Source organism: Elizabethkingia occulta, from assembly GCF_002023715.1.
Taxonomy (GTDB): domain Bacteria; phylum Bacteroidota; class Bacteroidia; order Flavobacteriales; family Weeksellaceae; genus Elizabethkingia; species Elizabethkingia occulta.
Window position 1 is genome coordinate 37,775 of record NZ_MAHX01000015.1, and the last position, 25,261, is coordinate 63,035.

At 34.4% G+C, this 25,261-nt stretch carries 25 protein-coding genes; 8 read left to right on the forward strand and 17 right to left on the reverse strand.

The genetic code is table 11. From position 1 onward, the window contains the following. Positions 1 to 16 precede the first annotated feature (16 nt). Positions 17 to 1,132 (reverse strand): DUF3667 domain-containing protein, encoded by a 1,116-nt coding sequence (locus tag BAZ10_RS09610; protein WP_078771885.1) that lies wholly within the window; start codon positions 1,130 to 1,132, stop codon positions 17 to 19. Positions 1,133 to 1,450: 318 nt separating this feature from the next. Here BAZ10_RS09610 and rplM point away from each other — a divergent pair, with 318 nt between their 5' ends. The 3 genes from rplM (at position 1,451) to rpsB (ending at position 3,240) form a co-directional block, all read left to right on the forward strand. Further along, a complete protein-coding gene (rplM, locus tag BAZ10_RS09615; protein WP_059156676.1) occupies positions 1,451 to 1,906 on the forward strand; it encodes a 50S ribosomal protein L13 in 456 nt (151 codons plus the stop codon). Positions 1,907 to 1,911: 5 nt separating this feature from the next. Beyond that, positions 1,912 to 2,298: a 30S ribosomal protein S9 gene (gene rpsI / locus BAZ10_RS09620; protein WP_034868046.1), complete on the forward strand. Its 387-nt coding sequence runs from the start codon at positions 1,912 to 1,914 to the stop codon at positions 2,296 to 2,298. A 183-nt stretch (positions 2,299 to 2,481) separates the two neighbouring features. Continuing rightward, a complete protein-coding gene (gene rpsB / locus BAZ10_RS09625) occupies positions 2,482 to 3,240 on the forward strand; it encodes a 30S ribosomal protein S2 (protein ID WP_009085459.1) in 759 nt (252 codons plus the stop codon). A 71-nt stretch (positions 3,241 to 3,311) separates the two neighbouring features. Here rpsB and BAZ10_RS09630 read toward each other — a convergent pair whose 3' ends face one another. After that, entirely contained in the window at positions 3,312 to 3,752 is a 441-nt protein-coding gene (locus BAZ10_RS09630; protein ID WP_078771886.1) for a DUF6759 domain-containing protein, read from the reverse strand. A 143-nt stretch (positions 3,753 to 3,895) separates the two neighbouring features. On the opposite strand from BAZ10_RS09630, the gene tsf reads away from it, so the two are divergent. From tsf to BAZ10_RS09645, 3 genes are all read left to right on the forward strand, one after another. Beyond that, the gene (gene tsf, locus BAZ10_RS09635; RefSeq protein WP_059325960.1) at positions 3,896 to 4,720 is read left to right on the forward strand and encodes a translation elongation factor Ts; all 825 of its coding nucleotides are present in this window, start codon (positions 3,896 to 3,898) and stop codon (positions 4,718 to 4,720) included. Between the two features lie 107 nt (positions 4,721 to 4,827). Beyond that, positions 4,828 to 6,288 carry an IMP dehydrogenase gene (gene guaB / locus BAZ10_RS09640; RefSeq protein ID WP_078771887.1) on the forward strand — a complete coding sequence of 487 codons (1,461 nt, stop codon included), beginning with the start codon at positions 4,828 to 4,830 and terminating at the stop codon, positions 6,286 to 6,288. A gap of 117 nt (positions 6,289 to 6,405) precedes the next feature. Continuing rightward, positions 6,406 to 8,412, forward strand: a complete 2,007-nt coding sequence (locus BAZ10_RS09645; protein ID WP_078771888.1) for a beta-N-acetylhexosaminidase — start codon at positions 6,406 to 6,408, stop codon at positions 8,410 to 8,412. A gap of 31 nt (positions 8,413 to 8,443) precedes the next feature. Here the strand turns inward: BAZ10_RS09645 and BAZ10_RS09650 are convergent, their stop codons facing one another. The 8 genes from BAZ10_RS09650 to BAZ10_RS09685 form a co-directional block, all read right to left on the reverse strand. Beyond that, positions 8,444 to 9,490 (reverse strand): hypothetical protein, encoded by a 1,047-nt coding sequence (locus BAZ10_RS09650; protein ID WP_078771889.1) that lies wholly within the window; start codon positions 9,488 to 9,490, stop codon positions 8,444 to 8,446. A 122-nt stretch (positions 9,491 to 9,612) separates the two neighbouring features. Then, positions 9,613 to 10,569 carry an acetyl-CoA carboxylase carboxyltransferase subunit alpha gene (locus tag BAZ10_RS09655; RefSeq protein ID WP_009085465.1) on the reverse strand — a complete coding sequence of 319 codons (957 nt, stop codon included), beginning with the start codon at positions 10,567 to 10,569 and terminating at the stop codon, positions 9,613 to 9,615. 46 nt (positions 10,570 to 10,615) lie between these two features. Further along, positions 10,616 to 12,127 (reverse strand): glutamate--tRNA ligase, encoded by a 1,512-nt coding sequence (gltX, locus tag BAZ10_RS09660; protein WP_078771890.1) that lies wholly within the window; start codon positions 12,125 to 12,127, stop codon positions 10,616 to 10,618. 82 nt (positions 12,128 to 12,209) lie between these two features. Further along, a complete protein-coding gene (locus BAZ10_RS09665) occupies positions 12,210 to 12,998 on the reverse strand; it encodes a glycosyltransferase family protein (protein WP_078771891.1) in 789 nt (262 codons plus the stop codon). Between the two features lie 53 nt (positions 12,999 to 13,051). After that, entirely contained in the window at positions 13,052 to 14,032 is a 981-nt protein-coding gene (locus BAZ10_RS09670; protein WP_131828233.1) for a hypothetical protein, read from the reverse strand. 4 nt (positions 14,033 to 14,036) lie between these two features. Continuing rightward, positions 14,037 to 15,080, reverse strand: coding sequence for a glycosyltransferase family 2 protein (locus BAZ10_RS09675; RefSeq protein WP_078771893.1), 1,044 nt, complete (start codon positions 15,078 to 15,080; stop codon positions 14,037 to 14,039). Position 15,081: 1 nt separating this feature from the next. Continuing rightward, positions 15,082 to 16,272, reverse strand: coding sequence for a glycosyltransferase (locus BAZ10_RS09680; protein ID WP_078771894.1), 1,191 nt, complete (start codon positions 16,270 to 16,272; stop codon positions 15,082 to 15,084). Between the two features lie 6 nt (positions 16,273 to 16,278). Beyond that, positions 16,279 to 17,259 (reverse strand): hypothetical protein, encoded by a 981-nt coding sequence (locus BAZ10_RS09685; RefSeq protein WP_078771895.1) that lies wholly within the window; start codon positions 17,257 to 17,259, stop codon positions 16,279 to 16,281. Between the two features lie 332 nt (positions 17,260 to 17,591). Between BAZ10_RS09685 and BAZ10_RS09690 the strand changes: the two genes are divergently transcribed. Beyond that, the gene (locus tag BAZ10_RS09690) at positions 17,592 to 18,464 is read left to right on the forward strand and encodes a hypothetical protein (protein WP_078771896.1); all 873 of its coding nucleotides are present in this window, start codon (positions 17,592 to 17,594) and stop codon (positions 18,462 to 18,464) included. A gap of 28 nt (positions 18,465 to 18,492) precedes the next feature. Here the strand turns inward: BAZ10_RS09690 and BAZ10_RS09695 are convergent, their stop codons facing one another. From BAZ10_RS09695 to pdxA, 7 genes are all read right to left on the reverse strand, one after another. Further along, positions 18,493 to 19,239 carry a glycosyltransferase family 2 protein gene (locus BAZ10_RS09695; RefSeq protein ID WP_078771897.1) on the reverse strand — a complete coding sequence of 249 codons (747 nt, stop codon included), beginning with the start codon at positions 19,237 to 19,239 and terminating at the stop codon, positions 18,493 to 18,495. Between the two features lie 30 nt (positions 19,240 to 19,269). Then, positions 19,270 to 20,505, reverse strand: a complete 1,236-nt coding sequence (rocD, locus tag BAZ10_RS09700) for an ornithine--oxo-acid transaminase (protein WP_078771898.1) — start codon at positions 20,503 to 20,505, stop codon at positions 19,270 to 19,272. Between the two features lie 180 nt (positions 20,506 to 20,685). Beyond that, positions 20,686 to 22,044, reverse strand: a complete 1,359-nt coding sequence (accC, locus tag BAZ10_RS09705) for an acetyl-CoA carboxylase biotin carboxylase subunit (protein ID WP_078771899.1) — start codon at positions 22,042 to 22,044, stop codon at positions 20,686 to 20,688. A 90-nt stretch (positions 22,045 to 22,134) separates the two neighbouring features. Beyond that, positions 22,135 to 22,611: an acetyl-CoA carboxylase biotin carboxyl carrier protein gene (gene accB / locus BAZ10_RS09710; RefSeq protein ID WP_078771900.1), complete on the reverse strand. Its 477-nt coding sequence runs from the start codon at positions 22,609 to 22,611 to the stop codon at positions 22,135 to 22,137. 104 nt (positions 22,612 to 22,715) lie between these two features. After that, on the reverse strand, positions 22,716 to 22,919 hold the full coding sequence (rpmF, locus tag BAZ10_RS09715; RefSeq protein ID WP_034868008.1) for a 50S ribosomal protein L32: 204 nt from the start codon (positions 22,917 to 22,919) through the stop codon (positions 22,716 to 22,718). A gap of 38 nt (positions 22,920 to 22,957) precedes the next feature. Beyond that, on the reverse strand, positions 22,958 to 23,497 hold the full coding sequence (locus tag BAZ10_RS09720) for a YceD family protein (protein WP_078771901.1): 540 nt from the start codon (positions 23,495 to 23,497) through the stop codon (positions 22,958 to 22,960). A gap of 48 nt (positions 23,498 to 23,545) precedes the next feature. After that, on the reverse strand, positions 23,546 to 24,634 hold the full coding sequence (gene pdxA / locus BAZ10_RS09725; protein ID WP_078771902.1) for a 4-hydroxythreonine-4-phosphate dehydrogenase PdxA: 1,089 nt from the start codon (positions 24,632 to 24,634) through the stop codon (positions 23,546 to 23,548). Positions 24,635 to 24,677: 43 nt separating this feature from the next. Here pdxA and BAZ10_RS09730 point away from each other — a divergent pair, with 43 nt between their 5' ends. Beyond that, positions 24,678 to 25,259, forward strand: coding sequence for a riboflavin synthase (locus BAZ10_RS09730; RefSeq protein WP_034867999.1), 582 nt, complete (start codon positions 24,678 to 24,680; stop codon positions 25,257 to 25,259). Positions 25,260 to 25,261 lie beyond the last annotated feature (2 nt).

Genomic DNA, 25,261 nt, shown 5'->3' on the forward strand with positions numbered 1-25,261 from the left:
TCTATATCCTACAGGTTTAGTGAATCATCAGGAAGCTTATTAATATTAGAATCATTAAAAGGAATGTAAATAAAATTGTATTAATAAAGAATAAAGATATCCCTGCAATACCTGTGGTAATAGGGTGTGTCCTGTATACTTTATAATGAGCAATGAAAAAATAAACTCCACTATAAATTGAGAATATGGTAGCTAAGAAATATCCGATATTTCTGAAAAATGATAAAAGCGGGAACCATTTTGCAATAAGACTCAGGAATAGCACTATTGCAATCTCTACTAATAGAAATGAAAAATAATGCAACGTGAAAACACCGTGATCAAAATACCAAAACTTTTTCTTGCTGTGAAATAGCCATAGTGTAAGTGCAAATAAAGGTAGATATAAGAAGAGAGCTTTTGGAAGAGAATGAAAGAAAGTTATAATTAAGCCGTTCAATACATCTTTATAAGTTGCACCATGTTCATGAAGCTCAAAAGCTTTTTTTACAATAGGTCGTTCAATAGTAGTAAAGTTCATAGGATTTTTTGCTTGTATTGAATCGTATTGTTTTATATTATTAGCACCTTTTATAGGAGTGCCTTCTAAAAAGCGTTGATCTTTCCAGTTCATAAGATCACCTTGGATAGTATTTTTTTTTATCAGAGAATCTTTTGTAGCTTTTAAAAATGCCTGAAGTTTTATTGAATCAACTTTCTTTATGTTATTTTCTTTGACGATAATACCTGTTGCTTCAACAGTGTTTAATTCACGGAGGTGGTTTTGAGTTTGAATCAGTTCTTCATCTTTTTCATTATGACCACTTCCGACGTTTATGGGTAAAAAAGCAACCATTAGAAAAGTTATGAAACTCATGAAAATATATAGTTTCACAGGTGGAACATACTTTTGGCGTTCACCTTTCAGGTATGTAGTTGTTAATTTTCCAGGATTGAAGAGGAGATTTTTTAATGTTCCCCAAAACTGCCCGTCATAGTGGGTAAAGTCTTCAAAGAAATGTGTGAAAAGATAATGGAAGGGTTGTTTGGGTTCTGTGTTTTCCTGTCCACAATGCGGGCAGAATCTCTCTTCTACCTGATGACCACAGTTTAGACATGTCTTATCTGATCGGAGTTTTCCATGGTGTCCCATTTCTGAATAGTTTTTTCCAAAAATAATCAGATTTTGCAAAAATGGAAATAAAAAAAGCAATACCTTATAAAAAGGGACTGCTTTTTTCTATGTTGATGTGTTTTTATGTTTGAATTATACACAATTCGTGTGCCAAAATAGGTTGAGGGAATATAGATAAAAATCGATTTTTATATAAGTTTTTGAATGCTAGTGTTTTGCCAAGTTAAACAGACCTGTAATATAAAAAAGCAAATAGCTGTTTTGTTTTAGAAAAATTATTTATACCTTTGCAAACCCGTAATGGGGAAAATTATGTTTAATCGTAAACGATAAGTAGTGAATACATTAAGTTACAAAACCGTATCGGCTAACAAAGCTACCGCAAATAAAGAATGGGTTGTGGTAGACGCTGATGGACAGCCTTTAGGGCGTTTAGCATCTAAAGTGGCTAAGATTTTGAGAGGAAAGCACAAAACTAACTTTACACCGCATGTTGACTGTGGCGATAACGTTATTATTTTGAATGCTGAGAAAGTAGCACTTTCAGGAAACAAGTGGGCTGATAAAGAGTACATCTGGCATACTGGGTATCCAGGAGGTCAAAAATCTTTAACTGCTGCAGAACTTCATAAGAAAAACAGTGCAACGGTAGTTGAAAAAGCTGTAAAAGGGATGCTTCCTAAAAACAGATTAGGAAAAGCTATCTTCAAAAACCTTCACGTATATGTAGGTGGAGAGCACAAGCATGAAGCACAGCAGCCTAAAGAAATTAATATTAACGAAATTAAATAATTAAGATGTCTACAGTACACAAAATCGGAAGAAGAAAAACATCTGTAGCGAGAGTTTACGTTAAGCCAGGTGCTGGTAACATTACTGTTAACGGTAAAGATGCTAAAACTTACTTCTGCACAGATATGTTGGTTTACAAATTAAATCAACCATTTTTATTAACTGAAACTGCTGGTCAGTATGACGTTACCGTTAATGTTTTCGGTGGTGGTATTACGGGTCAGGCAGAAGCTATCAGACTAGGTATTTCAAGAGCACTTTGTGCAATCAATGAAGAATTCAGATTATCATTGAAACCTCACGGTCTTCTTACCAGAGATGCTAGAATGGTGGAAAGAAAGAAATTCGGTCAGAAAAAAGCGAGAAAGAGATTCCAATTCTCAAAACGTTAATTTTCAAATTTCAGGATCTCAGAGTATGGATTTCAGACGCTTCACTTGGTCTGTTATTTCATTTTTGAAATCTATTTTAAACAAAACAAAAATTGCCCGTTTAGTTTAGCACCCAAACACTTCTCCCGTTCTTTGAAGTTGTTGATTGCTTAAAGCGGAATGTAAACTAAAAAAATTAAAGACATGGCAAAAGCAAATGTAAAAGACCTATTAGAGGCTGGCGTACACTTCGGTCACATGACTAGAAAGTGGAATCCAAATATGGCTCCATACATCTTCATGGAGAAAAACGGTATTCACATTGTCGATTTACATAAAACGGCAGTAAAATTGGATGAAGCTTGTAACGCTTTAGAAAAAATTACTTCTGCTGGTAAAAAAGTTCTTTTTGTAGCTACTAAAAAACAAGCTAAAGAAGTTGTTGCAAAACATGCTTCTGAATTGAACATGCCTTATATTACTGAAAGATGGCCAGGTGGTATGCTTACCAACTTCGTAACTATCAGAAAAGCGGTTAAGAAAATGAACGCTATCGATAAAATGAAGAAAGATGGTACTTTCGAAACTTTATCTAAAAAAGAAAGGTTACAAGTTGACCGTCAGAGAGCTAACCTAGAGAAAAACTTAGGTTCTATCGCTGACATGGTGCGTCTTCCTTCTGCTATTTTCGTAGTAGATATTATGAGAGAACACATCGCGGTAACTGAAGCTAAGAAATTAGGTATTCCAGTTTTCGGTATCGTTGATACTAACTCTGACCCAAGAAAAGTAGATTTCGTTATCCCTGGTAACGATGATGCTTCTAAATCTATCGATATGATTCTTTCTGTAGTGTCTGAATCTATCAAAGAAGGTCAATCTCAAAGAAAAGCTGAAAAAGAAAAATCTAAAGAAGGAGAAAAAGCTACAGCTGATGCTGATGCTGATTTCGATGCTGAATAAGAATTTTCTTATATACATAAAAAAACCCGTTAGTTTACTAGCGGGTTCTTTTTTATCTCATGCAGACTTGATTATTTTAATGATAGCTGCTGGGAGCTTCGGATACTAATGGTTTCTCTGTAAACTTTCTGACAAACATTGGCTGAAAGAGTATATGTCCCTTTACGGATCATAGCATACCCAACCTGTCCGGTGCCAATTGGTATTCTTTTAAATCCATTACTGCCGCTGATGGTGAAAACCATATTACAGGAAGATTCATTTTTTATAACAATAGAAGTGTTAATGGCATTTGGATCTGTACTGTTCAAAAGATCATTTAATACAGCTTCCGTTTCGGGTTTATAAGTCTTTAGTAACTCATTATATTCTCTTTCAGTATTGGCCATAGAAGTATTGTTGCTCCCAGGGTAAGAAGGATATCTTGGGAATCGATTGTATGTACTATAATTCATAGCATCGCACCCGGCCAGAAATACTGTTGCAGAAATAAGGAATAAATATTTTTTCATCTGCCAAAGATAAATTAATCTTCTTAAAATTAATTATTTCGTAATACACGGAAACACAAAACACAGCTTTTTAATTTGTTGTATTTTTTTTATCTTTGCACTGCTAAAATTTCAAGCATTATTTAATTAAAATATTTCAAACTATGTATACACCAGTAGCAGCAGACGTAGCTAAACTAAGAAACCACACAGGTGCAGGTATGATGGATAGCAAAAAAGCTTTAGTGGAAGCTGAAGGCGATTTTGAAAAAGCTATCGAAATCCTTAGAAAAAAAGGTCAGAAAGTAGCAGCTAACAGAGCTGACAGAGAAAGTACTGAAGGTGCTGTTATCGCAAGAGTTAATGAGGATAACACTTTAGGTGCTATCATTAGCCTTAACTGTGAGACTGACTTCGTTGCTAAAAACGAAGCTTTCATCGAGTTAGCTTATGAATTAGCTGAAATGGCAATTACTGCTGCGACTAAAGAAGAATTATTAGCTACAGATTTCCACGGAATTACTGTTGCTGAGAAATTAATCGAGCAGACAGGTGTTATCGGTGAGAAAATCGAGATCGGTAGCTTCGAAAGAATTGAAGGTCCTTTCTTAGGTGCTTACATCCACGCAGGTAACAAAATTGCTGCTATTACTTCTCTTTCTGCTAACGTAGAAGGTGGTGTTGAAGCTGCAAAAGCTGTTTCTATGCAGATCGCTGCAATGAACCCAATCGCTCTTGATGAAACTCAGGTTTCTCAGGAAACTATCGATAAAGAATTAGAAATCGAAAGAGATATCTTAACTAAAGAAGGTAAGCCTGCAAACATTATCGATAACATCCTTAAAGGTAAAATGCAGAAGTTCTACAAAGAAAATACTTTAGTTCACCAGGCGTTCATCAAAGACGGAAGCCAATCAGTAGCTGACTATGTGAAATCAGTTAGCGCTGACCTAAAAGTAGTAGGATTCGTAAGAGTAAGCTTAGCTTAATCAAACTGAAATAAAAAGAAACCTCGGGAACTTCCCGGGGTTTTTTGTTAATCAGAATTAATGTTTCTCATTCCATAATAATTTCGTAATTTTGCAAAGAAAGTGCTATGCCTATACACGACAAAATCATAGAGACGGCAATCACCTTTGATGACGTCCTTCTAGTACCTTCATACTCTGAAGTATTACCCAATCAGGTTTCTCTAAAATCAAGACTATCCGATAAAATCACCCTGAAAGTCCCAATCGTTTCTGCAGCTATGGATACGGTAACAGAAGCTTCACTTGCTATTGCATTAGCGAGAGTTGGAGGATTAGGATTTATTCATAAGAATATGCCAATCGAGGAGCAGGCTAATCAGGTTAACAGTGTAAAAAGATCCGAGAACGGTATGATCTCCGATCCTGTTACTCTATCCAAAGAGCATACTCTTGGAGAAGCTAAAGGAATGATGGCTCATTATAAAATTTCCGGACTACCTGTAGTGGACAATGATAACAAGCTAATTGGGATCATTACAAACAGAGATGTAAAGTATCAGGAGGATCTTGATCTGAAAGTTGAAGAAATTATGACAAAGGATAATCTTATCGTTTCTCATAAGTCAACAACCCTGGAAGAAGCAAAAGAAATTTTGTTAAAGAGCAGAGTAGAGAAGTTACCAATTGTTGACTCTGAAAATAAATTGGTAGGTCTAATTACGATTAAAGATATTGATAACCAGCTGGAGTATCCCAACGCTAATAAAGACGGAAGCGGAAGACTTATTGTTGGTGCCGGAGTAGGAGTAGGAGCAGATACAATGGACAGAGTGAAAGCTTTGGTTGAGGCAGGTGTAGATATTATCGCAGTAGACTCTGCACATGGCCACTCAGAAGGTGTTCTGGAAAAGATCAGAGAAATCCGCGCAGCATATCCGGATCTGGATATCGTTGGTGGAAATATTGTAACTGCAGAAGCAGCAAAAGCGCTTATTGAAGCTGGTGCAAATGTTCTGAAAGTAGGTGTTGGCCCTGGATCTATCTGTACAACGAGAGTTGTTGCAGGTGTAGGTGTACCACAATTATCTGCTATCTATAACGTTTACGAATATGCAAGAACACAAAATGTAGCTGTTATTGCAGACGGAGGTATCAAGCTTTCAGGGGATATTGTAAAAGCTATTGCAAGCGGAGCAGGAGCAGTAATGCTTGGCTCTCTTTTAGCAGGGACAGAAGAAGCTCCGGGAGATGAAATTATTTTCCAGGGTAGAAAATTCAAGTCTTATCAGGGAATGGGATCTTTAGCAGCAATGAAGCGTGGTGGTAAAGAAAGATATTTCCAAAGTGAGGCAAAGAAATTTGTACCTGAAGGTATCGAAGGAAGAGTTCCTTTTAAAGGTAAGTTAGAAGAAGTTATTTTCCAGCTTAGCGGAGGATTAAGAGCCGGAATGGGATACTGTGGAGCTAAGGATATAGAATCTCTTCAGAAAGATTCTAAAATGGTTCGTATCACAGGATCTGGACTTAAAGAATCTCACCCGCATGATGTAATCATTACGCAGGAAGCCCCTAACTACTCATTGTAAATTATATTTAATACAATAAATAAAAGCCAGCTGCACAGCTGGCTTTTTTGTTTGAATATTATTCCGGAAATATGAATATCTTTACGATAACTAATAATCATAATTCCTTAATTTATAATGAGAAATGTTTTCATTAAGCTCTGTCTGCTTGTAGGTACAGTATGTACTTTTTATAGTCAGGAAATTTCTGTAATACCTAACCCCCAGCAGATACTCGAAAAGACCGGAAACTTTGTAATTGATCAAAATACAGGAATACAGTTGAAAGGAGCCTCCGAAAAAGATGTTCAGCTATTTCTAAATCAGTTGCGAAAAGCTTCCGGATATGTCCTTCCGGTAAAAAACGGAAAAGAAAATACAATAATTTTCCAGTTGGATCCAAAATTGGGATTGCCCAATCAGGATGGCTATACACTTGATGTGTCCGATAAAAATATTATAGTAAAAGCGAAAAATGGGAATGGTCTTTTTTACGCGACACAAACACTTAGACAATTGTTGCCGGTCTCTGTAGAAAGTTTGGACAAAAAAGAAAACCAGAAGTGGACAATTCCGGCTTTAGCAATTACAGATTATCCAAGGTATGACTGGCGGGGTTATATGAAGGATGTTAGCCGTACCTTCTATAGTGTTGATGTTGTAAAAAAGTATTTAGATCTGATGGCGCTTTATAAGATGAATACTTTTCACTGGCATTTAACAGATGATCAGGGATGGCGTATTGAAATTAAAAAGTATCCTAAGCTAACTTCCGAACAGGCAACGGTATTCCACAGAACGGAAAATCAGCCGGTAGAAAGAAGCGGATTTTATACACAGGAGCAGATAAAGGAAGTTGTGGCTTATGCCAAAGAAAGAAAAATAACAATAGTTCCGGAGATTGATGTCCCGGGGCACTCCTGGCCTACAATATTAGCTTATCCACAGTTAGGTGTTAATAAAAATAGTTACCCATATTTTGTATTCCCTTTTGTATCCTCATGGGGATATTGGGGAAATCAGTTTACACCAAATACTTTAGATCCTTCCAAAGAGGAAGTATATACTTTCTTACAAAATGTTTTTACAGAAATAGCGGTATTATTTCCTGGTGAGTATATTCATTTTGGTGGTGATGAAGTCAGACATGTACTGTGGGAGAAAGAACCGCATGTGCAACAATTTATGAAAGAACACCAGATTGGTAATGTAAAACAACTGCAGAGCTATTTTGTTCAGCGTGTTTCAAGTATTATCAAAAAGCTGGGCAAAAAACCTATTGGCTGGAACGATGTATTGGCGGATGATAAAGGTCTACCAAAAGAAACTGCTATTATGAGCTGGTTGGGAGAGGAAGCAATAAAAGAAGCAGCGAGTCATGGCTTTAAGGCTGTTGCAACACCAGCTTCACATATTTATTTAGATATTACGCAAGCTGACAGAAATGATGGAACTCCGAGTGATCTGGCATATAGCAATATTAATTCAATGGACAGAATTTATGCTTACGATCCGTCTGCCGGTTTAACCAAGGAAGAAGAAAAATTTGTGCTAGGAGTACAGGGGAATCTCTGGTCCGCATTGGCACAGGAAGCTAAAGATATGAATGTACATGTTTTTCCTCGTTTATTAGCCATTGCGGAAATAGGATGGACATTACCTGCCAATAAAAATTTTGAAGACTTTAAAAAGCGTCTTTTAACGGGTGAAAAAAGATTAGATGAGTTGAAGGTCGATTATTACAAACCGGGAGGATATATAACGGGAAAATGGACTAAAAACGATATTAAAGAGGAATTTGCTGACCTGTCGTTTGATGTTACTCCTAAAATATATGCAGATGGAAGAATTGTTGCCGGTTTTTTCTATACCTCTGGTAAAAACTTTTTAGAAATCGATGGAGTGCAGCTATTGGAAGATGGCAAAGTAATATCGGAAGATCTGCATCATTCATTAGCTGATACCTTTAGAGGAACGAATAAAATAAAACCTTTCTATTATAATGTAAAAGTAGATCGGTATAATCCAAAAGCAAAATATAGCTTAAAGGCAAAAGTCCGTGGGGTGGGAGGTACAGATTCTAATGGAAACTTTACATTTAGTCTTAGTCCTTATAAACCATTTACAGCTGTTGAACCTAATTAATATAAAAGCCTGAGTACTTCTCAGGCTTTTTTTAATATGATTTTTTATAATTTCGGAGAACAAACTTTATCCCGGTTTCGATTATATCGCCCATTGTTTTACAATATTTGAAATTTACATCGTAAGTCAGTTTTTGTAATGCTGTTTTTAATTCTTTAACGTTGGCCTCCGGTGCAAGATCTTCTTTTTTCATTATTGAAATCAGTTCATCAAACCTGTTTTGGCTACTGGTAACTCTTTTTACAATTTGTGAGCGGACTTCTTTCCGATACTGCTCTATAGAATTAGGTTTCAGTTTTTCCAGTACCATATTTACCATCACACTATTTTCTTTAAAATACTGGGGAAGATATACCTTTATATTTCCTTCATAAGTTTGCTGATCAAAGTCTATGGGGCGGATTCTGTATATCACCTGATCGAAATCGTGTACCGGAATAATCACATAATTATATGAACGCATATCTCCTAAAAGGCCGATAAGACAGCGTTCATTGAATTTTACAAATTCCTTGGATATCTGAGCCTTTTCCAGTTCTGTACAATTAGATAGATGCTTCTTAATAAATACGTCTCCTGGAATTCCCAGAATATGCTCTTCAATCAGTGTATTTTTATGGATAAGAAAATTGATTCTGTTTGGAGAAAGTAAATCCTCCAGTTCTAATCCATATATACGTGAGGCATCTGCCTGTTTAATATAGAAATTGGTGTAATTATCATTCAGAATATTTCTTACCCGAATTCGGAAAGGCTTGGAGTTGCCAAAAGTGCAGAAGTCTATTGTGTCTACTTTTAGATAAGGTAAAGTAGCCTCGTCTCCGTCTGAATGGAGTAAGGTATATATTTTATTCAGATTGGCTTCTATTTCCTGAAATTCATGCTCAGGATAGAATACACCCAGCCATAAAGTGTCCTTACCTTCTTTATCCAGAATACTTATGCTGTCACTAAACCGTAAAAGATCTTCATACAGAAACTGAATTTTTGTAGTTCTGTTGTGTTTCTCCAGATATTGCTGTAAAGCTTCGGAAACAGGGAATATGGGTTTTCTAAAAGCAATCCTTACATCTTTCATTACATTATGTACTTTAATCTAAATATAAAAAATATTTGAATGCCTTGTCTAAGAATTGTTATTTTATCAATAAGAAAAGCCACTCATTTGAGTGGCTTTGTATATTTTTAAGGAATTTAGATTTATCCTTTGAATTTACCCATATTGATAAATTTCTCCTGTCTTTGTTCCATTAACTCTTTACCGTTAAATTTCTTTAAAGATTTAATGTTGCTCAGGATTGTGCTTTTTACATTTTGGAAAGCAACTTCTGGCTCGTAGTGAGCGCCACCAAGAGGTTCTTCGATGATGCCATCGATTAATTTCTCTTTTAGCATATCAGGAGCAGTCAGTTTCATTGCTTCAGCAGCAACCTCTTTGTATTCCCAGCTTCTCCATAAAATTGTAGAACAGTTTTCAGGTGAAATTACAGAATACCAGCTATTCTCCATCATGTAAACTTTGTTTCCTACACCAATACCTAATGCACCTCCACTAGCTCCTTCACCGATTACAATCGTGATGATAGGAACTGTCATACGGCACATTTCATAGATGTTTCTTGCAATAGCTTCTCCTTGTCCACGTTCTTCAGCTTCAAGACCAGGATATGCTCCCGGAGTATCGATTAGAGTAACAATAGGGATGTTGAATTTCTCTGCAAGCTTCATCAGACGAAGTGCTTTGCGGTATCCTTCTGGGTTGGACATACCGAAACGACGAAGTTGTCTTTCTTTTGTCGTTCTCCCTTTCTGGGTTCCGATAATCATTACACTTTGCCCTTCAATTGTAATAATTCCGCCTACCATTGCAGGATCATCAGCAAAATTACGGTCTCCATGAAGTTCTAAGAAACTGCCTTTGTCTGCAACTCCATTAATGAAGTCTAAAGCATAAGGTCTGTTTGGGTGGCGGGAAAGCTGAACTTTCTGCCATGGTGTAAGTTTGCCGTAGATATTCTTCTTTTCAGCAATAATTTTATCTTCTAACTGGCTGCACGCCAATTTTACATCGATACCACTTTCTTCACCTACCAAAGAGCATTTGTCATATTGCTCCATAAGCTCTTCAATCGGCTTTTCAAATTCTAAATATTCCATTCGTATGAATTCAAGGTCTCAAATTTAAGGATTTTTTATGGAATCCCTATTTTAAAGTTTCAATTGCTTTAGTTATTCTGGAAATACTCTCTTCTTTTCCGATCATTTCCATAAGATCTGGTACGTCAGGTCCCTTAAGTTCTCCAACTAAAGAAAGACGCAGAGGCATCATTACTTTTCCCATACCCAAACCTTTGGCTTCTGCTAAGTGATGAATACTTTCCTTAATAACGTCGGCCTTAAAATCTACAGATGAAATAACCTTAGTTAATTCCTGCATTAATGCAGCTGTTTCCGGAGACCATGCTTTTTTCGAAGCCTTTTCGTCAAAAGATTCTGGAGCATGGAAAAAGAATTTACCATCATTATAGATATCTTTAACAAAGGTTGCTCTTTCTTTCATCAGACCAATGATTTTTAAAGCTTTCTCATCATAAACTTCAACATTGTTTTCTGCCAGCACTTTTTTAAATTCAGGAAGTATAGCTTCATTGGACATCAGTTGCAAATATTGCTGATTGAACCATTTTGCTTTTTCAGCACTGAATCTGGCTCCGGCTTTATGAACTTTATTAAGGTCAAATTCTTTAATCATTTCATCCATACTCACAATCTCTTTATTGTCAGCTGGAGACCATCCTAACATGGCAACCATATTGATGAAAGCTTCCGGCAAATAACCTTCTTCACGGTAACCAGCAGAAGTATTTCCTGTAGTCGGATCGGTAAAGTTAAGCGGGAATACAGGGAAACCGAATTTATCACCATCTCTTTTGCTTAGTTTACCTTTTCCTTCAGGTTTCAGGATAAGTGAAAGATGAGCAAATTCTGGTGCATCCCAACCCATTGCTTCATATAATAATACATGAAGTGCCATAGATGGCAGCCATTCTTCACCACGGATAACATGTGTGATTTTCATTTCATGATCATCGATAATATTCGCGAAATGATAGGTTGGCATTCCGTCATTTTTTACCAAAACTTTATCATCCAGTGTATTAGTATTCACACTGAATTTTCCACGGATGATATCGTTAAGATTAATGATTTTGTCCAATGGCATTTTGAAACGGATTACATATGGTGTTTTTTCTTCCAGAAGTTTTTTTACTTCTTCTTCAGGAAGAGAAATACTATTTCTTAGTCTGTTACGGGTTTCGTAGTTATAGGCAAAAACATCACCTCTAGCTTCAAATTCCGCACGAATCTGATCCAATTCTTCGGGAGTATCGAAGGCCAGATATGCATAATCTGTCTTTAGAATTTGTTCGGTATACTTGTCGTAGATGTCTCTACGTTCGGATTGACGATACGGAGCATAAGGACCGCCGTGTTTCGGACTTTCATCTGGTACCATACCAATCCATTCCAGAGCCTCCATAATGTACTCCTCGGAACCCGGAACATAACGTTGAGTATCGGTATCTTCAATTCTCAGGATGAAATCACCACCATTGTGTTTTGCAAACAGATAGTCATATAATGCTGTACGTACACCTCCCAAATGTAAAGGCCCTGTTGGGCTGGGGGCAAAACGTACCCGTACTTTTTCCATGTAAAAAAATTTGGTGCAAAGTTACGGTTTTATAGTGTTTTGTGAAAAAAATATCCTTTAAAACAAATGAGTGCAGATCAATCTATTCTATATACATGGTATCTTCAGCCAATTCTCCGTTTTCATTTATTTTCCATGATGCAGAATTATTGGATGTTTTTAGATAGTGTTTAGTTTCTTCAGATAGTTCTTTTGGATTGAGATACCAGCCACCATGTATAGCAGTGAAGTTTCCGGCTATTCTTATAGCTTTATAAAAGTCATTGTCTTTAAATCTCTTAGGATAACCAGGCTTGTATAATGCAAATGTAGTATCAATATGGGCTAGGTAAATATCCTTACACAGTTCGTTTTCCCAATACTGGTTTTCCCATTTCAAAACTTTTGTCTTTACAGGATAAGTATCTGGAATACTTTTCAGATCAAGAGCAAAACCTACTTTATTTACCATTTCAAAGTTTTGTTCCATCACAGAAATTAGAATATGTACAAAATTCTTTGGTAAATGATGATTTGGAATAATGTCTGAGTCTGTAACAATATAATAACCTTTACCATATTTTGCTAATAATTCTTTGGATTCAAAAAAAACTTTATGCCCATAATTTTTATCCATCAGTTCTATGGTAACCTTGTTGTTTATTTCTCCATAATAATCTAATAATGGAGGATAGTCCGATTTGTTATCAATAATTATTATGTTTTTGAAATTTCTAATTAACAGAAAATCTACTAACTGTTTAAGATAGTATAATTGATTAAAATTTATAATAATTACAGGAATCTCGGAAGTATCTTTTCTTTGCTTCTTTATAGTATGGTTAAATAATAATAAGTATTGATAGTATAAAGATCTTATAATTTTTTTCATGCTTAAAATAGAGAAAATTTGATAGTTTTAATTAGTGTAAACTGGAAAAAGAATTAGTTGGTGATAATTTCTTTTATCCAGCTTGAAAAACTATATCTCTTTATAATTTCTTTTGAGATTTCATGATAGGGCTCTCTTAAAAATTGCCCAATCTGATGATAGTTACCATTTTCAATAACAAAGATATTATTGGGATGGTAAAAATCATAGGTTTTTACAATTGCATTGTCGGTAATTATTTTTTTTCTGTAATACAATGCTTCAAAGAAACGAATAGAAAGCCCTTCGTGTAATGGATCTACAAAATCTAATAAAACATCTGAATTTTGGACTTGTTCCAGATTTTCTTTAAATGTAATTCTGTGTGCTATATATTTTATTTTATCATTTTTTTGTTCAGGTTCTTTAAAGTATTGTATAAAAATAGAAAGATCAACAGAAAACTTACCAACTTTCTCAATGAAGTTATTTATTTTTTCTTCACGATTTTTCCAGTACAAACCAACGAAATATAATTTGGGATATTTCATATTATATTCTTTATACAACGGAGGATTAAGGTCAAAATAAAAATTGGTAATAGACTTGATATTGTATTCCGATTCAACCTTTTCAAAGCAAAAAAAAGTATCAAAAAGCTGAAAATAATTTTTAATTTCAGGAAATTTATTAATTCCATCCCATTGATAAGCAATAAGTTTTTTTGTTCTTTTTTTTAAGTTTTTAATAAATGGAATTGGAAAATTATCTGGGCGGATAACTAATATGTAATCCAGATCATTCTCTATTTCATAAAGATTATTGTTTAACTCTTGTAGAAAATGATTATCGATAAGGTTTTGCTTGTATTCCTTATTTCTAAAAATGTTTTTAATAAAGAAATTTTTAATGCTTTCTAAACCTTTGTACCTGAATTTAGATACCTTGTCCGTAATCAGAGAACATGAAAAACCTGTTTTCTCGATATTATCTATAAATAATAGTGGGAAATCTGAATAATCAGGCATTACTAAAAGAAAATGTGGCTTTTTCAAGGTTCTATTTTTTGTTAAAGATACTGAACATTAAAATTTTAAACCACTTTCTAAGACTGTTTACAGGATTGTTGAAATATTCTTTTTTTATTGTAGCAGAATCTTTAAGGCTTAACATATTAACATATATGAAATATTGTTTTTCTATATTTTTCAGATTTATGTTTTTTCTGAATTCAGGATTTACTTTCTTAAAAATACTTTCCATCTGTTGGAGCGCTTCATTAGAATAATTGGAATGATTTTTTAAATTTCCTATTGTAATTTTTTTTAAATGAGCGATATAATAAGCAATGAATTCTCTCTGTGGGAATTGTAAATAATACTTATTATAAATAGTTTCGATTACACTCAGATATCCATAAAGATTTTTATCATTATGATTCTTAGTTATGGAGTGATTATTATCTGTTGTATAATAATAAGTTACATCGGGTATGAAAAGAACATTTTCAGCTTTAAATATGGTCTCAAAAAACCATAATTCATCTTCATGATAGATCCCGCTCAGAAATTTCAAATTTTGTTCTTTCAGGAATTCTTTTTTATAAAGCTTGTTTTGCGCTATAGGACTTAGATTTTTTATAATATTTAGAGTTAGGATTTCAGAATTTTTATTTTCAAAAAACTGTTTTTCATCTAAATGTGGGAGATAAGATATTATCTTTTTAGTTTCCCATGAGTAATTAGCGGTCTTTCCTATAATAATATTCTCTTGTCCAGTATAGGGAGTAACCAAGGATTCTATAGCATTAGCAGGAAGAATATCGTCACTGTCGCAAAAGAAAATAAAATCACCAGATGCTTTTTCTAATCCAAAATTTCTGGTATCAGAAAGACCCTTGTTTTCCTGATTGTAAATATGGAAATGAGAATTTTTAAAATTCGTGATAATATCTAGTGTAGTATCTGTGCTTCCATCATTGATAATAATACATTCAATTTCTGGGTAAGTTTGCTGCTGGACACTTTCAAGAACTTCTTTTATATAATATGAAGCATTATAGCATGGTATAATAATGCTGACCAAAGGGGAGTTTTTCTTCATATTAACTAATTTTTTTTAATATTTCCTGAACATGTTCTTTAGAAAAAGGTCTTAAGCTATCAGGTGAATTCTGGCTTAAAGTATTCCATAATTTTTCATCATTATAAAGGCGTAAAATAGCTTCTGCAAAACTATCTTTATTATTTGCAGTTAAAATATGTTTTTCATCGATAAGCTGCATTCCTTCTGCGCCTATTTCTGTAGTGATTACTGGCAGGAAATATTCGAACGCCTGACCTATTTTTCCCTTTACTCCTGCTCCGAATCTTAAAGGAGCAACCATAATTTTCGAATCTATAAAAAGTTCTTCAATATTCTCAACAAAACCTAAGAAATTAAATTTCGGGAATAATTGGGTGTCCAGTTTTTCTGCAACATTTCCAATAATATTTATTTCCAGATTGGGAATGTTTTTCCATACAATGGGCATTATGCTTTCATATAGATACTTTACAGCATCAATATTAGGTTCATGGATAGAGCCAATAAAGAGAATGCCACTACTTTTATTAAAATCTTTTTTCTCTGAAATATCAATTTTCGGGTAATGAATATTTGATATTGTGATCATTTTATCAGTACTGATATATTGACTCATCACCTCCTTTTCTTTATCTGAAATTGTAATAATATAGTCAAGCTGAGGAGCAACAACTGTTTCCAAGCGGAAGAAATGTTTATAGTTTTTCTTGAGAGATATTCTTGTAGGTTCTATTTTTATTGCTCTTTTATACCTTAAAAAATGAATATCTACCATATCATAAATGAATTTTGTATCGGGTAAAATTTTCTTCATTTTTTTATAGAACAGGTTTAATGCTAGAGGACCATTAAACCATATATAATCTACCTTTTTTAAGGCAGGAATAAAATCATAGATTGTTTTATATGTTATATTCTCAACGAATATAATAACGTTGAGTTCTTGATAAAATGTAACATAAGAATTATCCTCAAATATGTGAGGACTGTATATAATGCAATTGTAGTCTAACTGTTTGTAGATTAGTATTATTTCTTTTAGCCTGTTAGACCCGGAATCTTTATCATGAGTAGGAAAATCTCTGGAAGCAAAGATTATTGTTTTTTTAGATGGGTCGAAGGTAATTATATTAACAACATCTTGGGTATTAAGAATTCTAAGCCTTTTTTTTCTACGAAGTCCTCTTTTAATTTTTTTTAATAATCCCATTAATTGTTAGTTTGTATTTAGCTGAAAGACCCTTTCCGTCCATTGATTCAGAGTATATTTATTATAATATTCTTTGTCAAGAGCATTATAAGGTTTCTGAAAGAAATCCGAATTTATATTAGCCATATCTTTATCCAAAACTAATATATTATCAGGATTATAAAAATCGTAATTTTTAATATTTTCGTTATCTGTTATAATTTTCTTTTCCATGGCAATTGCCTCAAAAACACGAAAACTTAATCCATTTTGTCCTTCTCGCATAAGCTCCAGAATTGCAGTGCAGTTCTGGTAAGATTCTATCATATTTCTGGGATCTGTTCTTTGAGTTCTAAAAGTAACAGAAGAACTTCTATCAGGGAAAAATTTTGTTTGCAATATTTTTTTCCATGCTTTCTTTCCAACAATGATAAATTGGGATTTAACTTTTAGATCCGCTAGTTTTTTGTCCAGTACAAAAATCTGTCCCAGTCGTTTTTTATCATAAGAGGTAATGTAAAACAAATCATTAGATGGAGACTGCTTCTCTTTTGGAAGATGAGAAAGATAGATATAGTTTGTTAATTTTTCAAAACCATGTTTTTCCACATCTGAATCGTCAAAAGAAAAAATCTTATCAAAATAATGTAGTTTGTCTTCTACCGGAAATCTGCTAACGCTGTCATAAAGATAGGTAATAAGCCTATCGGTATATTTTTTTACAATTTCCAAAGTTGTAATATCCATCGAATCCGGATTTAGTACTAAAATCTGATCCTGTTTGCCTAGAGCCTGAAGTGATTGAATAATAAAATTCTGGCGTTTTTCATATTTCAGATTTTTCTTCAGAAATACTTTGCTAATAGCATTGACGGCTTTGTCTTTGAAACTTGCATGAGTGAGCGCACCAATATTTATATGATGAGCTTCAACACCTTTATTGGAAAGGGTTTCGACAATATATTGGTCGTAATGCCAATAATCAAAGCTTATGACGCAAATTTTCATTAATTCGTTTTATTTTTTGTTCCCTACTTCTTTCGAAGATTCTAGTGCTATTAATAAGATGTCTTTGATGAAAAAAGGTTGCGTTATTTTTTCATTATTTTAACTCAAGCAAAAATTATTCAATTTTTTTAGATAAACGAAAATAAAACTATTTTCTGATGTCTTGTAAGAAGTTTTATAAAAAATTATGGTTGTTCTTTACATAAGAAGTATCAATTAATCCAAAAACAGAGACATATAATTTTTGATATCCACGGTTTTATCCTAAATTTGGGACTCATAAAAAGAAATTTATTACAATTTTCAGGTTTCTCTACATGAATATCCCCAGCATGAATATAGTGTACTTAGTTTTTGGCAATAATCTGGATCATTATCAACAGGTGTATTTCTCTATATACACTGCATTTGCCTATAAAAATCCGGAAGATAAAATTATTGTTATAGCAGAAGATGCTTCATTGTTCAATTCTTTTGAGGATAAAATAGAAGTAATACCAATAAACAGAAAAATTATAACAGAGTGGGAGGGGGAGCATAAATTTTTCTGGCGGGTTAAAATTAAAGCGCTGGAATTAATTGCAAAAAAATATCCGAGTGACTCTATTCTTTATTTAGATGGAGATACCTTCTTTTATAAGAAAACGGATGGTTTATCCAAAAGTTTGCAAAGCGGACAGAACCATATGCATATAAAAGAAGGAAAGTTATCCGTACTTTCTTCTAAAACTGAAAAACTGATGTGGCAGCAGATGAAGGGGAGAAACTATCATAATATCAGAATAGATGAAACAACGAGCATGTGGAATGCTGGATTAATAGGGATTTCTAAACAGCATTTAGAAAGCTTGCAGCTTACCCTAAATGTTAATGATGCATTATGTGCCGATAATGTTACAAGGCGGCTTATCGAGCAGATGGCATTTTCTATAGGGTTGAATGAGTACTCTGTATTGCAGCCTGCAGATGATACCGTGGGACATTATTGGGGCAATAAGCAACAATGGAATACAATAATCGATCACTTCCTGAAAGAAACTTTCATGAAGAAATATTCTTTTGAACAAGTTATAGATAGAATTAGAGAAATGGATTTGTTACAGAACCCTATATGGGTAAAAGAATCTAACACGCAGAGAAAATTGCGAAGCTTTATCGATATCTTTTACAGGGATAAAAAGCCTGTTTATGTTATCACAAAATAGGACCAATAAAAAAGCTAAAGTATTCACTTTAGCTTTTATTTTTAAGAGTTTGGTAAGTTTCATCAACATATAAGCTCTGGAGATAACTGATTTTTAATCCATCAATTCCGTCGAGAATGCCTAATTTTAAAAAATAGGTTTTAATAAATTTAAATGAGACTTTGCTCCAGTGAGTAAAAACAGAATATTTTTTTCCTTTCTCTATGAGCTCAGTGCCTTTTAATAATCCATAATAGATCATTTTCTTTTTGAAGGATTCAAAATCTTCAAAAGAATAATGGAGAAGTTTGTCTTTTAAAATCCCAGTACTTCCTTGTACCTCGAGAGTTTCGTGTACTTTTTTTGTTTCCGTATAAAAAGCTTTCGATTTTCGGAAAAGACGAAAGTTTTTATCATTCTGAGTTCCTGAAAAATTTATTTTCTTTTGGCCTACAAAAAAGATTCTATAGATATAATAAGCATCTTTAGAATTCTTGTTATTTATGGTCTCAATAATCTCTTTTTCAAGACCAGGAGTTGTCCGCTCATCACCATCAAGAAAGAATACCCAGTCGTTTTCAGCTAAAGAAAGGGCTTTATTGCGTTGTTTAGTGTAATCAACAAACTCCTGTTGATAGACTTTAACTTTGGGGTTTTGTTGAGCTATTTCCACTGTTTTGTCTGTGCTGAAAGAATCAACAACAATAATCTCATCACAGAAATTAAAACAGCTTAAAACGGCTTCAATATTGCGCTCTTCATTGTAAGTAATGATTAGTCCACTGACTTTTTCCATACAGGGAAGTTATAAATAAAATATAACTTATTAAAACTCTAAAATCGTTTTCTCAATAATTTTTACACAGTCAAGCAATTGTTCTTCAGTAATTACTAATGGCGGTGCCAGACGGATAATATTACCGTGAGTTGGTTTTGCTAATAATCCATTTTCTTTAAGAGCTAAACATAAATTCCATGCTGTAGAACTATCCGGAGTATCGTTGATAAGAATAGCATTTAGCAATCCTTTTCCTCTTACTTTAATAATCAGGTCTGTTTTTTCTATTAGTTTTTCAATTTCACTTCTGAACAGATTTCCTAATTCTTCAGCTCTTTCAGATAATTTCTCATCTTGTACAACATCCAAAGCGGCCATTGCTACAGCGCATGCTATAGGGTTTCCTCCAAAAGTAGATCCATGCTGCCCAGGCTTGATAACATCCATAATATTGTTGTTCGCTAAAACAGCAGATACTGGATACATTCCTCCTGATAAAGCTTTACCCAGAATAAGAATATCTGGCTGAACATCTTCATGATGACATGCTATTAATTTCCCCGTTCTGGCAATTCCAGTTTGTACTTCATCTGCTATGAAAAGTACATTGTGTTTTTTACATAATTCAGATGACTGCTTTAGGAATCCTTCATTAGGAACATATACACCAGCCTCACCTTGAATAGGCTCGACAAGAAAAGCAGCAATGTTTCCAGCTTCTTTGCTCAGAACTTCTTCTAACGCAGCAATGTCATTATAAGGAATACGAATAAAACCAGGAGTAAAAGGTCCGTAATTTTGGTTTGCATCCGGATCATTGGAAAACGATACAATAGTTGTTGTTCTTCCGTGGAAGTTATTTTCGCATACGATTATTTTTGCCGCATTTTCAGCAATTCCTTTTACTTCGTAGCTCCATTTTCTCGCCAGTTTTACTGCTGTTTCAACAGCTTCTGCTCCGGAGTTCATCGGTAAAACTTTATCAAAACCTAAAAGAGAGGTTATCTTTTGCTCATATTCTCCCAGTTTCGAATTATAAAAAGCTCTGGAAGTTAATGCCAATTTATTTGCCTGATCAACAAGTGCCTCTACAATTTTGGGATGAGAGTGTCCTTGGTTAACAGCAGAATATGCAGAAAGAAAATCATAGTATTTTTTGCCTTCTACATCCCATACAAATACACCTTCTCCTTTGTCTAAAACAACAGGTAATGGATGATAATTGTGTGCTCCGTGTTTCTCTTCAAGTTCAATGAAATATTCTGAATTTTTAATTTCTGACATAATATTTAAAGTTTGAGTGACGAATTTACGGTTTCTATTTCGCCTTCACAAATTCGGTTTTTTAAATATAAAGTGCATGATTATTTGGTGAATTATGTAGATTTTGTATTTAATTCTGATGTAAACAAAAATGGCAGGAACTAATTCCTGCCATTCTTTATTTTGTATGCATATATCACTTTAGAAGTGATTTTCATAATTTTTATCCATTACAAAGCTCTCCATGAACTTTGTTGTGTAATTTCCGGCAATGAAGTCCTCATTATCCAGAAGTTGTCTGTGGAATGGAATAGTAGTCTTTACTCCTTCAATATAAAACTCTTCTAAAGCTCTTTTCATTTTTGCAATAGCTTCTTCACGTGTCTGTGCAGTTGTGATAAGCTTAGCAATCATAGAGTCATAGTTAGGTGGAATCGCATATCCGGAATAAACATGAGTATCTACTCTTACACCGTGTCCGCCAGGAATATTCAATCCTTTGATAAGACCTGGAGAAGGACGGAAATCTGCATATGGATCCTCTGCATTAATTCTACACTCTATAGCATGAAGTTTTGGGTAGTGGTTAATACCAGAAATAGGAGTTCCTGCAGCTAATAAGATTTGCTCTCTGATAAGATCGTAATCAATTACCTGCTCCGTAATAGGGTGCTCTACCTGGATACGGGTATTCATTTCCATGAAGTAGAAATTTCTATGCTTATCTACAAGGAATTCAATTGTACCGACTCCTTCGTATCCGATGTATTCTGCTGCTTTAACTGCTGCATTACCCATTTCTTCACGAAGTTCCGGAGTCATAAATGGAGATGGAGTTTCCTCAATCAGTTTCTGATTTCTTCTTTGGATAGAGCAGTCTCTTTCAGAAAGGTGGCATGCTCTTCCGTTTTGATCTCCTGCAACCTGAATTTCAATATGGCGAGGCTCTTCAATAAGCTTTTCCATATACATGCCTCCGTTTCCGAAAGCAGCAACAGCTTCCTGAATTGCAGAATCCCAGTGGTCTTTAAGATCTTCTTCTTTCCATACAGCACGCATCCCTTTACCACCACCACCTGCAGTAGCTTTAATCATTACCGGATAACCAATTTCTTTAGCAATCTTTACAGCATGCTCATAAGAATCGATAAGTCCGTCGGATCCTGGAACACATGGGATACCCGCAGCTTTCATTGTAGCTTTAGCTGTAGCTTTGTCTCCCATTTTCTCAATTTGTTCCGGGGTAGCTCCGATAAATTTAATACCGTTCTTCTGGCAGATTCTGGAGAAATTAGCATTCTCGGAAAGGAATCCATAACCAGGGTGAATAGCATCTGCATTAGTAATTTCTGCAGCAGCAATAATATTAGGAATCTTTAGGTAAGAATCTTTACTTGGTGCAGGTCCTATGCATACAGCTTCATCTGCGAAACGCACATGTAAGCTGTCTTTATCTGCTGTACTGTATACAGCAACAGTCTTAATTCCCATTTCTTTTGCAGAACGCAAAATACGCATGGCAATTTCACCTCTATTGGCAATTAATATCTTTTTGAACATTGTTTCGAAATTTTAAATTTTAAATTCTGAATCTTAAATTATTTTAAATACAAAAGCATCTAAAATTTATAATTTTTAATCTAAAATTCCTTAAGAAGGATCTACTAAGAATAAAGGTTGGTCGTATTCAACTGGTGAAGCATCATCAACAAGGATTTTTACAATTTTACCGCTTATTTCTGATTCAATCTGGTTGAATAACTTCATAGCTTCGATAACACAAACTGTATCTCCTGAAGAAATTGTATCACCTACATTTACGAACACATCTTTATCCGGAGATGGTTTTCTGTAGAAAGTTCCGATCATCGGAGATTTCACCGCTACATATTTGCTGTCGTCGTTATCAGAAGCTGGAGTTGTAGCTTGTGGAGCAGATGTTACAGGTGCAGTAGCCTGAGGAGCTGTTTGTTGGAAAACGGGCTGTTGAGGAATGTAAGTAACACCTTCTGCAGCAGCACTTGGAGTTTTGATGTTGATTTCAAAATCCTTTGTTTTATACTTTACTTCAGACACTCCGGCCTTAGCAACAAACCTGATCAGGTTCTGTATATCTTTAATATCCATAAAAATAGTTTTTTAGGGGTCAAATATACGAAATAACAACAAAAAACCATTCAATTTCATGGAAATCGAATGGTTTTTGTATAAATTTCAGAGAAAACCGGGTATTAGTTTTCTTCTGTAGTTTCAACTTGTTTTTCAAGTACAACTTTACCTCTGTAGTAAAGTTTACCTTCATGCCAGTGTGCTCTGTGATAAAGGTGAAGTTCTCCAGTTGTAGCGTCTTTAGCTAACTGTGGAGCTACAGCTTTGTAGTGAGTTCTTCTTTTATCTCTTCTAGTAGCAGACTGTCTTCTTTTAGGATGTGCCATTGTCTGATATTTTTAATATTTTTAAATTCTTGTTTTAGTTAATTTTTGCCCTTTAATTTATTAAGTGCTGCCCATCTTGGATCAATCTCGCCTTCTTCATTTTCTTCTGCCTGATCCTCTTCAACTTCTTTCGGGCTGTATTGCTCCAGAGCTTCCAAATCTTCTTCTGTTAAATTGGGAGAAAGCTTCTTCATTGGTATTGCTAATACTACAGCTTCAAATATAAGTTGTGAAATATTGAACTCATATTCATTCTGTGGGATTACAATAACTTCTTCATTGCTATCGTCATATTCTTCTCCGAATTTCACCAATACTTTTATATCATTATGTATTGGATGACTAAATTCTTCATTGCTGATGTCGCAGGTTAACTGAACTGTACCTTCAACTTTAATTTCAAATTCTAAAAAAGTTGAATGTTTGTCCAACATTGCTTTCACTTTAAGATCAGCCTTGTCAAACTCTTGTTCAGTATCAAATAAATTAAAGAACTCCTGTTTTACATCAAAAATAAACTCGTGTTTACCGTTTTTTAAACCTGTAAATGCGATATTGTAGTTTCTGATTTTCTCCATAAAAATGGTTTGCAAAAATAAATTAAATAATTGAGATTACAAAGTAAATTATTCATTTTCTTCAGGTAAGTCTTCATCTACTCCGTTGGCATCGAAGGTTTTCTTCGGCTGTAACTTGTTTTGAAGTAATTCCTGATATTCTCTTCTGTTCTGGAAAATTTTTATTCCCGAAAAAATAGCTTCTTCAAAAGATTGTGCATCTGCAATATTTTTTCCCGCAATATCATAAGCCGTTCCATGATCAGGTGACGTTCTTATAAAAGGAAGGCCGGCACTATAATTTACTCCTTCTTCATAGGAAATAGTCTTGAAAGGCGTAAGGCCCTGGTCATGATACATTGCCAGAACAGCATCATAGGCTTTGTACTTTTCAGGTTGGAAAAAGCTGTCCGCAGGGAAAGGCCCAAAAGCCAAAACTCCTTCATCAAATAATTTGTTGATAGCAGGAGTGATAATTTCTATTTCCTCCTGACCTATGCTGCCGCCATCTCCTGCGTGTGGATTTAGTCCTAAGATAGCAATTTTAGGTTTCTGTATACAGAAATCCTCGCGTAATGTCTGATCTAGTGTCCTGGCTTGCTTTATAATTCTTTCTTTGGTAATCATGGAAGCAACCTCTGCAACAGGAATATGATGTGTAGATACAGCAACCTTTAAGTCTTCGGTTACCATAAACATCAATGCTTTCTGCTTGAACTTAGCTTCCAGATATTCAGTATGTCCTGTATAATTAAATCCTTGTTTTAGCATCTCATCCTTATTAATAGGTGCTGTAACCAGAACGTCAATTTCACCTTTCATCAGGGCTTCGGTGGCTGCTTCCAAAGACTGAATTGCCAAGGCAGTAGATTCTTCAGTGGGTTTACCGAATTCAATGTTTACATTGTCTTTCCACAGGTTTAGAATATTGATTTCGCCATGCTTTAGCTGCGATAATTGTTGTATCAGGTGGTAGTTCTGATTGATTTTGAAAACGTTCTTCTGGTAGGAGAATAGTTTCCCGGAACCAAATATAACCGGAGTGAAAAAATCCAGTATAGATTTTTCTTTCAGTGTTTTAATGATGATTTCCGGTCCAATGCCGTTAAAATCCCCTATAGAGATTCCTACACGTATTTTATGATGCTTAGCACTCATTTTTTGCTATCTTTGAAGATACAAATTTAATATTTTTAAATCAATGTTTACGGGAATAATTGAAGCGATAGGAAAAGTAGAAAATATCGTTCATGAAGACGCTAATGTTCACTTTACAATAAATAGCCCTTTTACAGGGGAACTGAAAATAGATCAGAGCGTTGCTCATAACGGTTGCTGCCTGACTGTAGTAGCGATAAAAGACAGTGAGTATGTTGTAACAGCAATAAAAGAGACGTTGGATGTAACGGCTTTAGACGAACTGAAAGTTGGGAACCTGGTAAATTTGGAGCGTTGCATGATTATGAATAGTCGTTTAGACGGACATATTGTACAAGGACATGTTGATCAGACTGGCTATCTGGATACTATAGAAAATCAGGACGGAAGCTATCTGCTTACCTTTAAATATGATGAAAAGGATTTTACAACAGTTAACAAAGGCTCTATTACTGTAAATGGTATTAGTCTAACAGTTGTAAATAGTCAGAAAGGTCAGTTTTCTGTAGCGTTGATACCATATACATGGGAACATACTAATATGCACCAGTTAAATATTGGTGATAAGGTGAATTTAGAATTTGATATTATTGGCAAGTATGTTGCTAAGCTTATGAATAAATAATA

Coding starts and splice junctions, on each gene's coding strand:
- BAZ10_RS09650 (WP_078771889.1), bottom strand. CDS start 9,490: ATGAAAGATGTAAGGATTGCTTTTAGAAAACCCATATTCCCTGTTTCC.
- BAZ10_RS09610 (WP_078771885.1), bottom strand. CDS start 1,132: ATGGGACACCATGGAAAACTCCGATCAGATAAGACATGTCTAAACTGT.
- BAZ10_RS09730 (WP_034867999.1), top strand. CDS start 24,678: ATGTTTACGGGAATAATTGAAGCGATAGGAAAAGTAGAAAATATCGTT.
- accC (WP_078771899.1), bottom strand. CDS start 22,044: ATGTTCAAAAAGATATTAATTGCCAATAGAGGTGAAATTGCCATGCGT.
- BAZ10_RS09665 (WP_078771891.1), bottom strand. CDS start 12,998: ATGAAAAAAATTATAAGATCTTTATACTATCAATACTTATTATTATTT.
- BAZ10_RS09630 (WP_078771886.1), bottom strand. CDS start 3,752: ATGAAAAAATATTTATTCCTTATTTCTGCAACAGTATTTCTGGCCGGG.
- accB (WP_078771900.1), bottom strand. CDS start 22,611: ATGGATATTAAAGATATACAGAACCTGATCAGGTTTGTTGCTAAGGCC.
- rocD (WP_078771898.1), bottom strand. CDS start 20,505: ATGTCAGAAATTAAAAATTCAGAATATTTCATTGAACTTGAAGAGAAA.
- BAZ10_RS09720 (WP_078771901.1), bottom strand. CDS start 23,497: ATGGAGAAAATCAGAAACTACAATATCGCATTTACAGGTTTAAAAAAC.
- guaB (WP_078771887.1), top strand. CDS start 4,828: ATGCCTATACACGACAAAATCATAGAGACGGCAATCACCTTTGATGAC.
- BAZ10_RS09645 (WP_078771888.1), top strand. CDS start 6,406: ATGAGAAATGTTTTCATTAAGCTCTGTCTGCTTGTAGGTACAGTATGT.
- rpsI (WP_034868046.1), top strand. CDS start 1,912: ATGTCTACAGTACACAAAATCGGAAGAAGAAAAACATCTGTAGCGAGA.
- rpsB (WP_009085459.1), top strand. CDS start 2,482: ATGGCAAAAGCAAATGTAAAAGACCTATTAGAGGCTGGCGTACACTTC.
- pdxA (WP_078771902.1), bottom strand. CDS start 24,634: ATGAGTGCTAAGCATCATAAAATACGTGTAGGAATCTCTATAGGGGAT.
- BAZ10_RS09680 (WP_078771894.1), bottom strand. CDS start 16,272: ATGGGATTATTAAAAAAAATTAAAAGAGGACTTCGTAGAAAAAAAAGG.
- BAZ10_RS09675 (WP_078771893.1), bottom strand. CDS start 15,080: ATGAAGAAAAACTCCCCTTTGGTCAGCATTATTATACCATGCTATAAT.
- BAZ10_RS09690 (WP_078771896.1), top strand. CDS start 17,592: ATGAATATAGTGTACTTAGTTTTTGGCAATAATCTGGATCATTATCAA.
- gltX (WP_078771890.1), bottom strand. CDS start 12,127: ATGGAAAAAGTACGGGTACGTTTTGCCCCCAGCCCAACAGGGCCTTTA.
- BAZ10_RS09695 (WP_078771897.1), bottom strand. CDS start 19,239: ATGGAAAAAGTCAGTGGACTAATCATTACTTACAATGAAGAGCGCAAT.
- BAZ10_RS09685 (WP_078771895.1), bottom strand. CDS start 17,259: ATGAAAATTTGCGTCATAAGCTTTGATTATTGGCATTACGACCAATAT.
- tsf (WP_059325960.1), top strand. CDS start 3,896: ATGTATACACCAGTAGCAGCAGACGTAGCTAAACTAAGAAACCACACA.
- rpmF (WP_034868008.1), bottom strand. CDS start 22,919: ATGGCACATCCTAAAAGAAGACAGTCTGCTACTAGAAGAGATAAAAGA.
- BAZ10_RS09655 (WP_009085465.1), bottom strand. CDS start 10,569: ATGGAATATTTAGAATTTGAAAAGCCGATTGAAGAGCTTATGGAGCAA.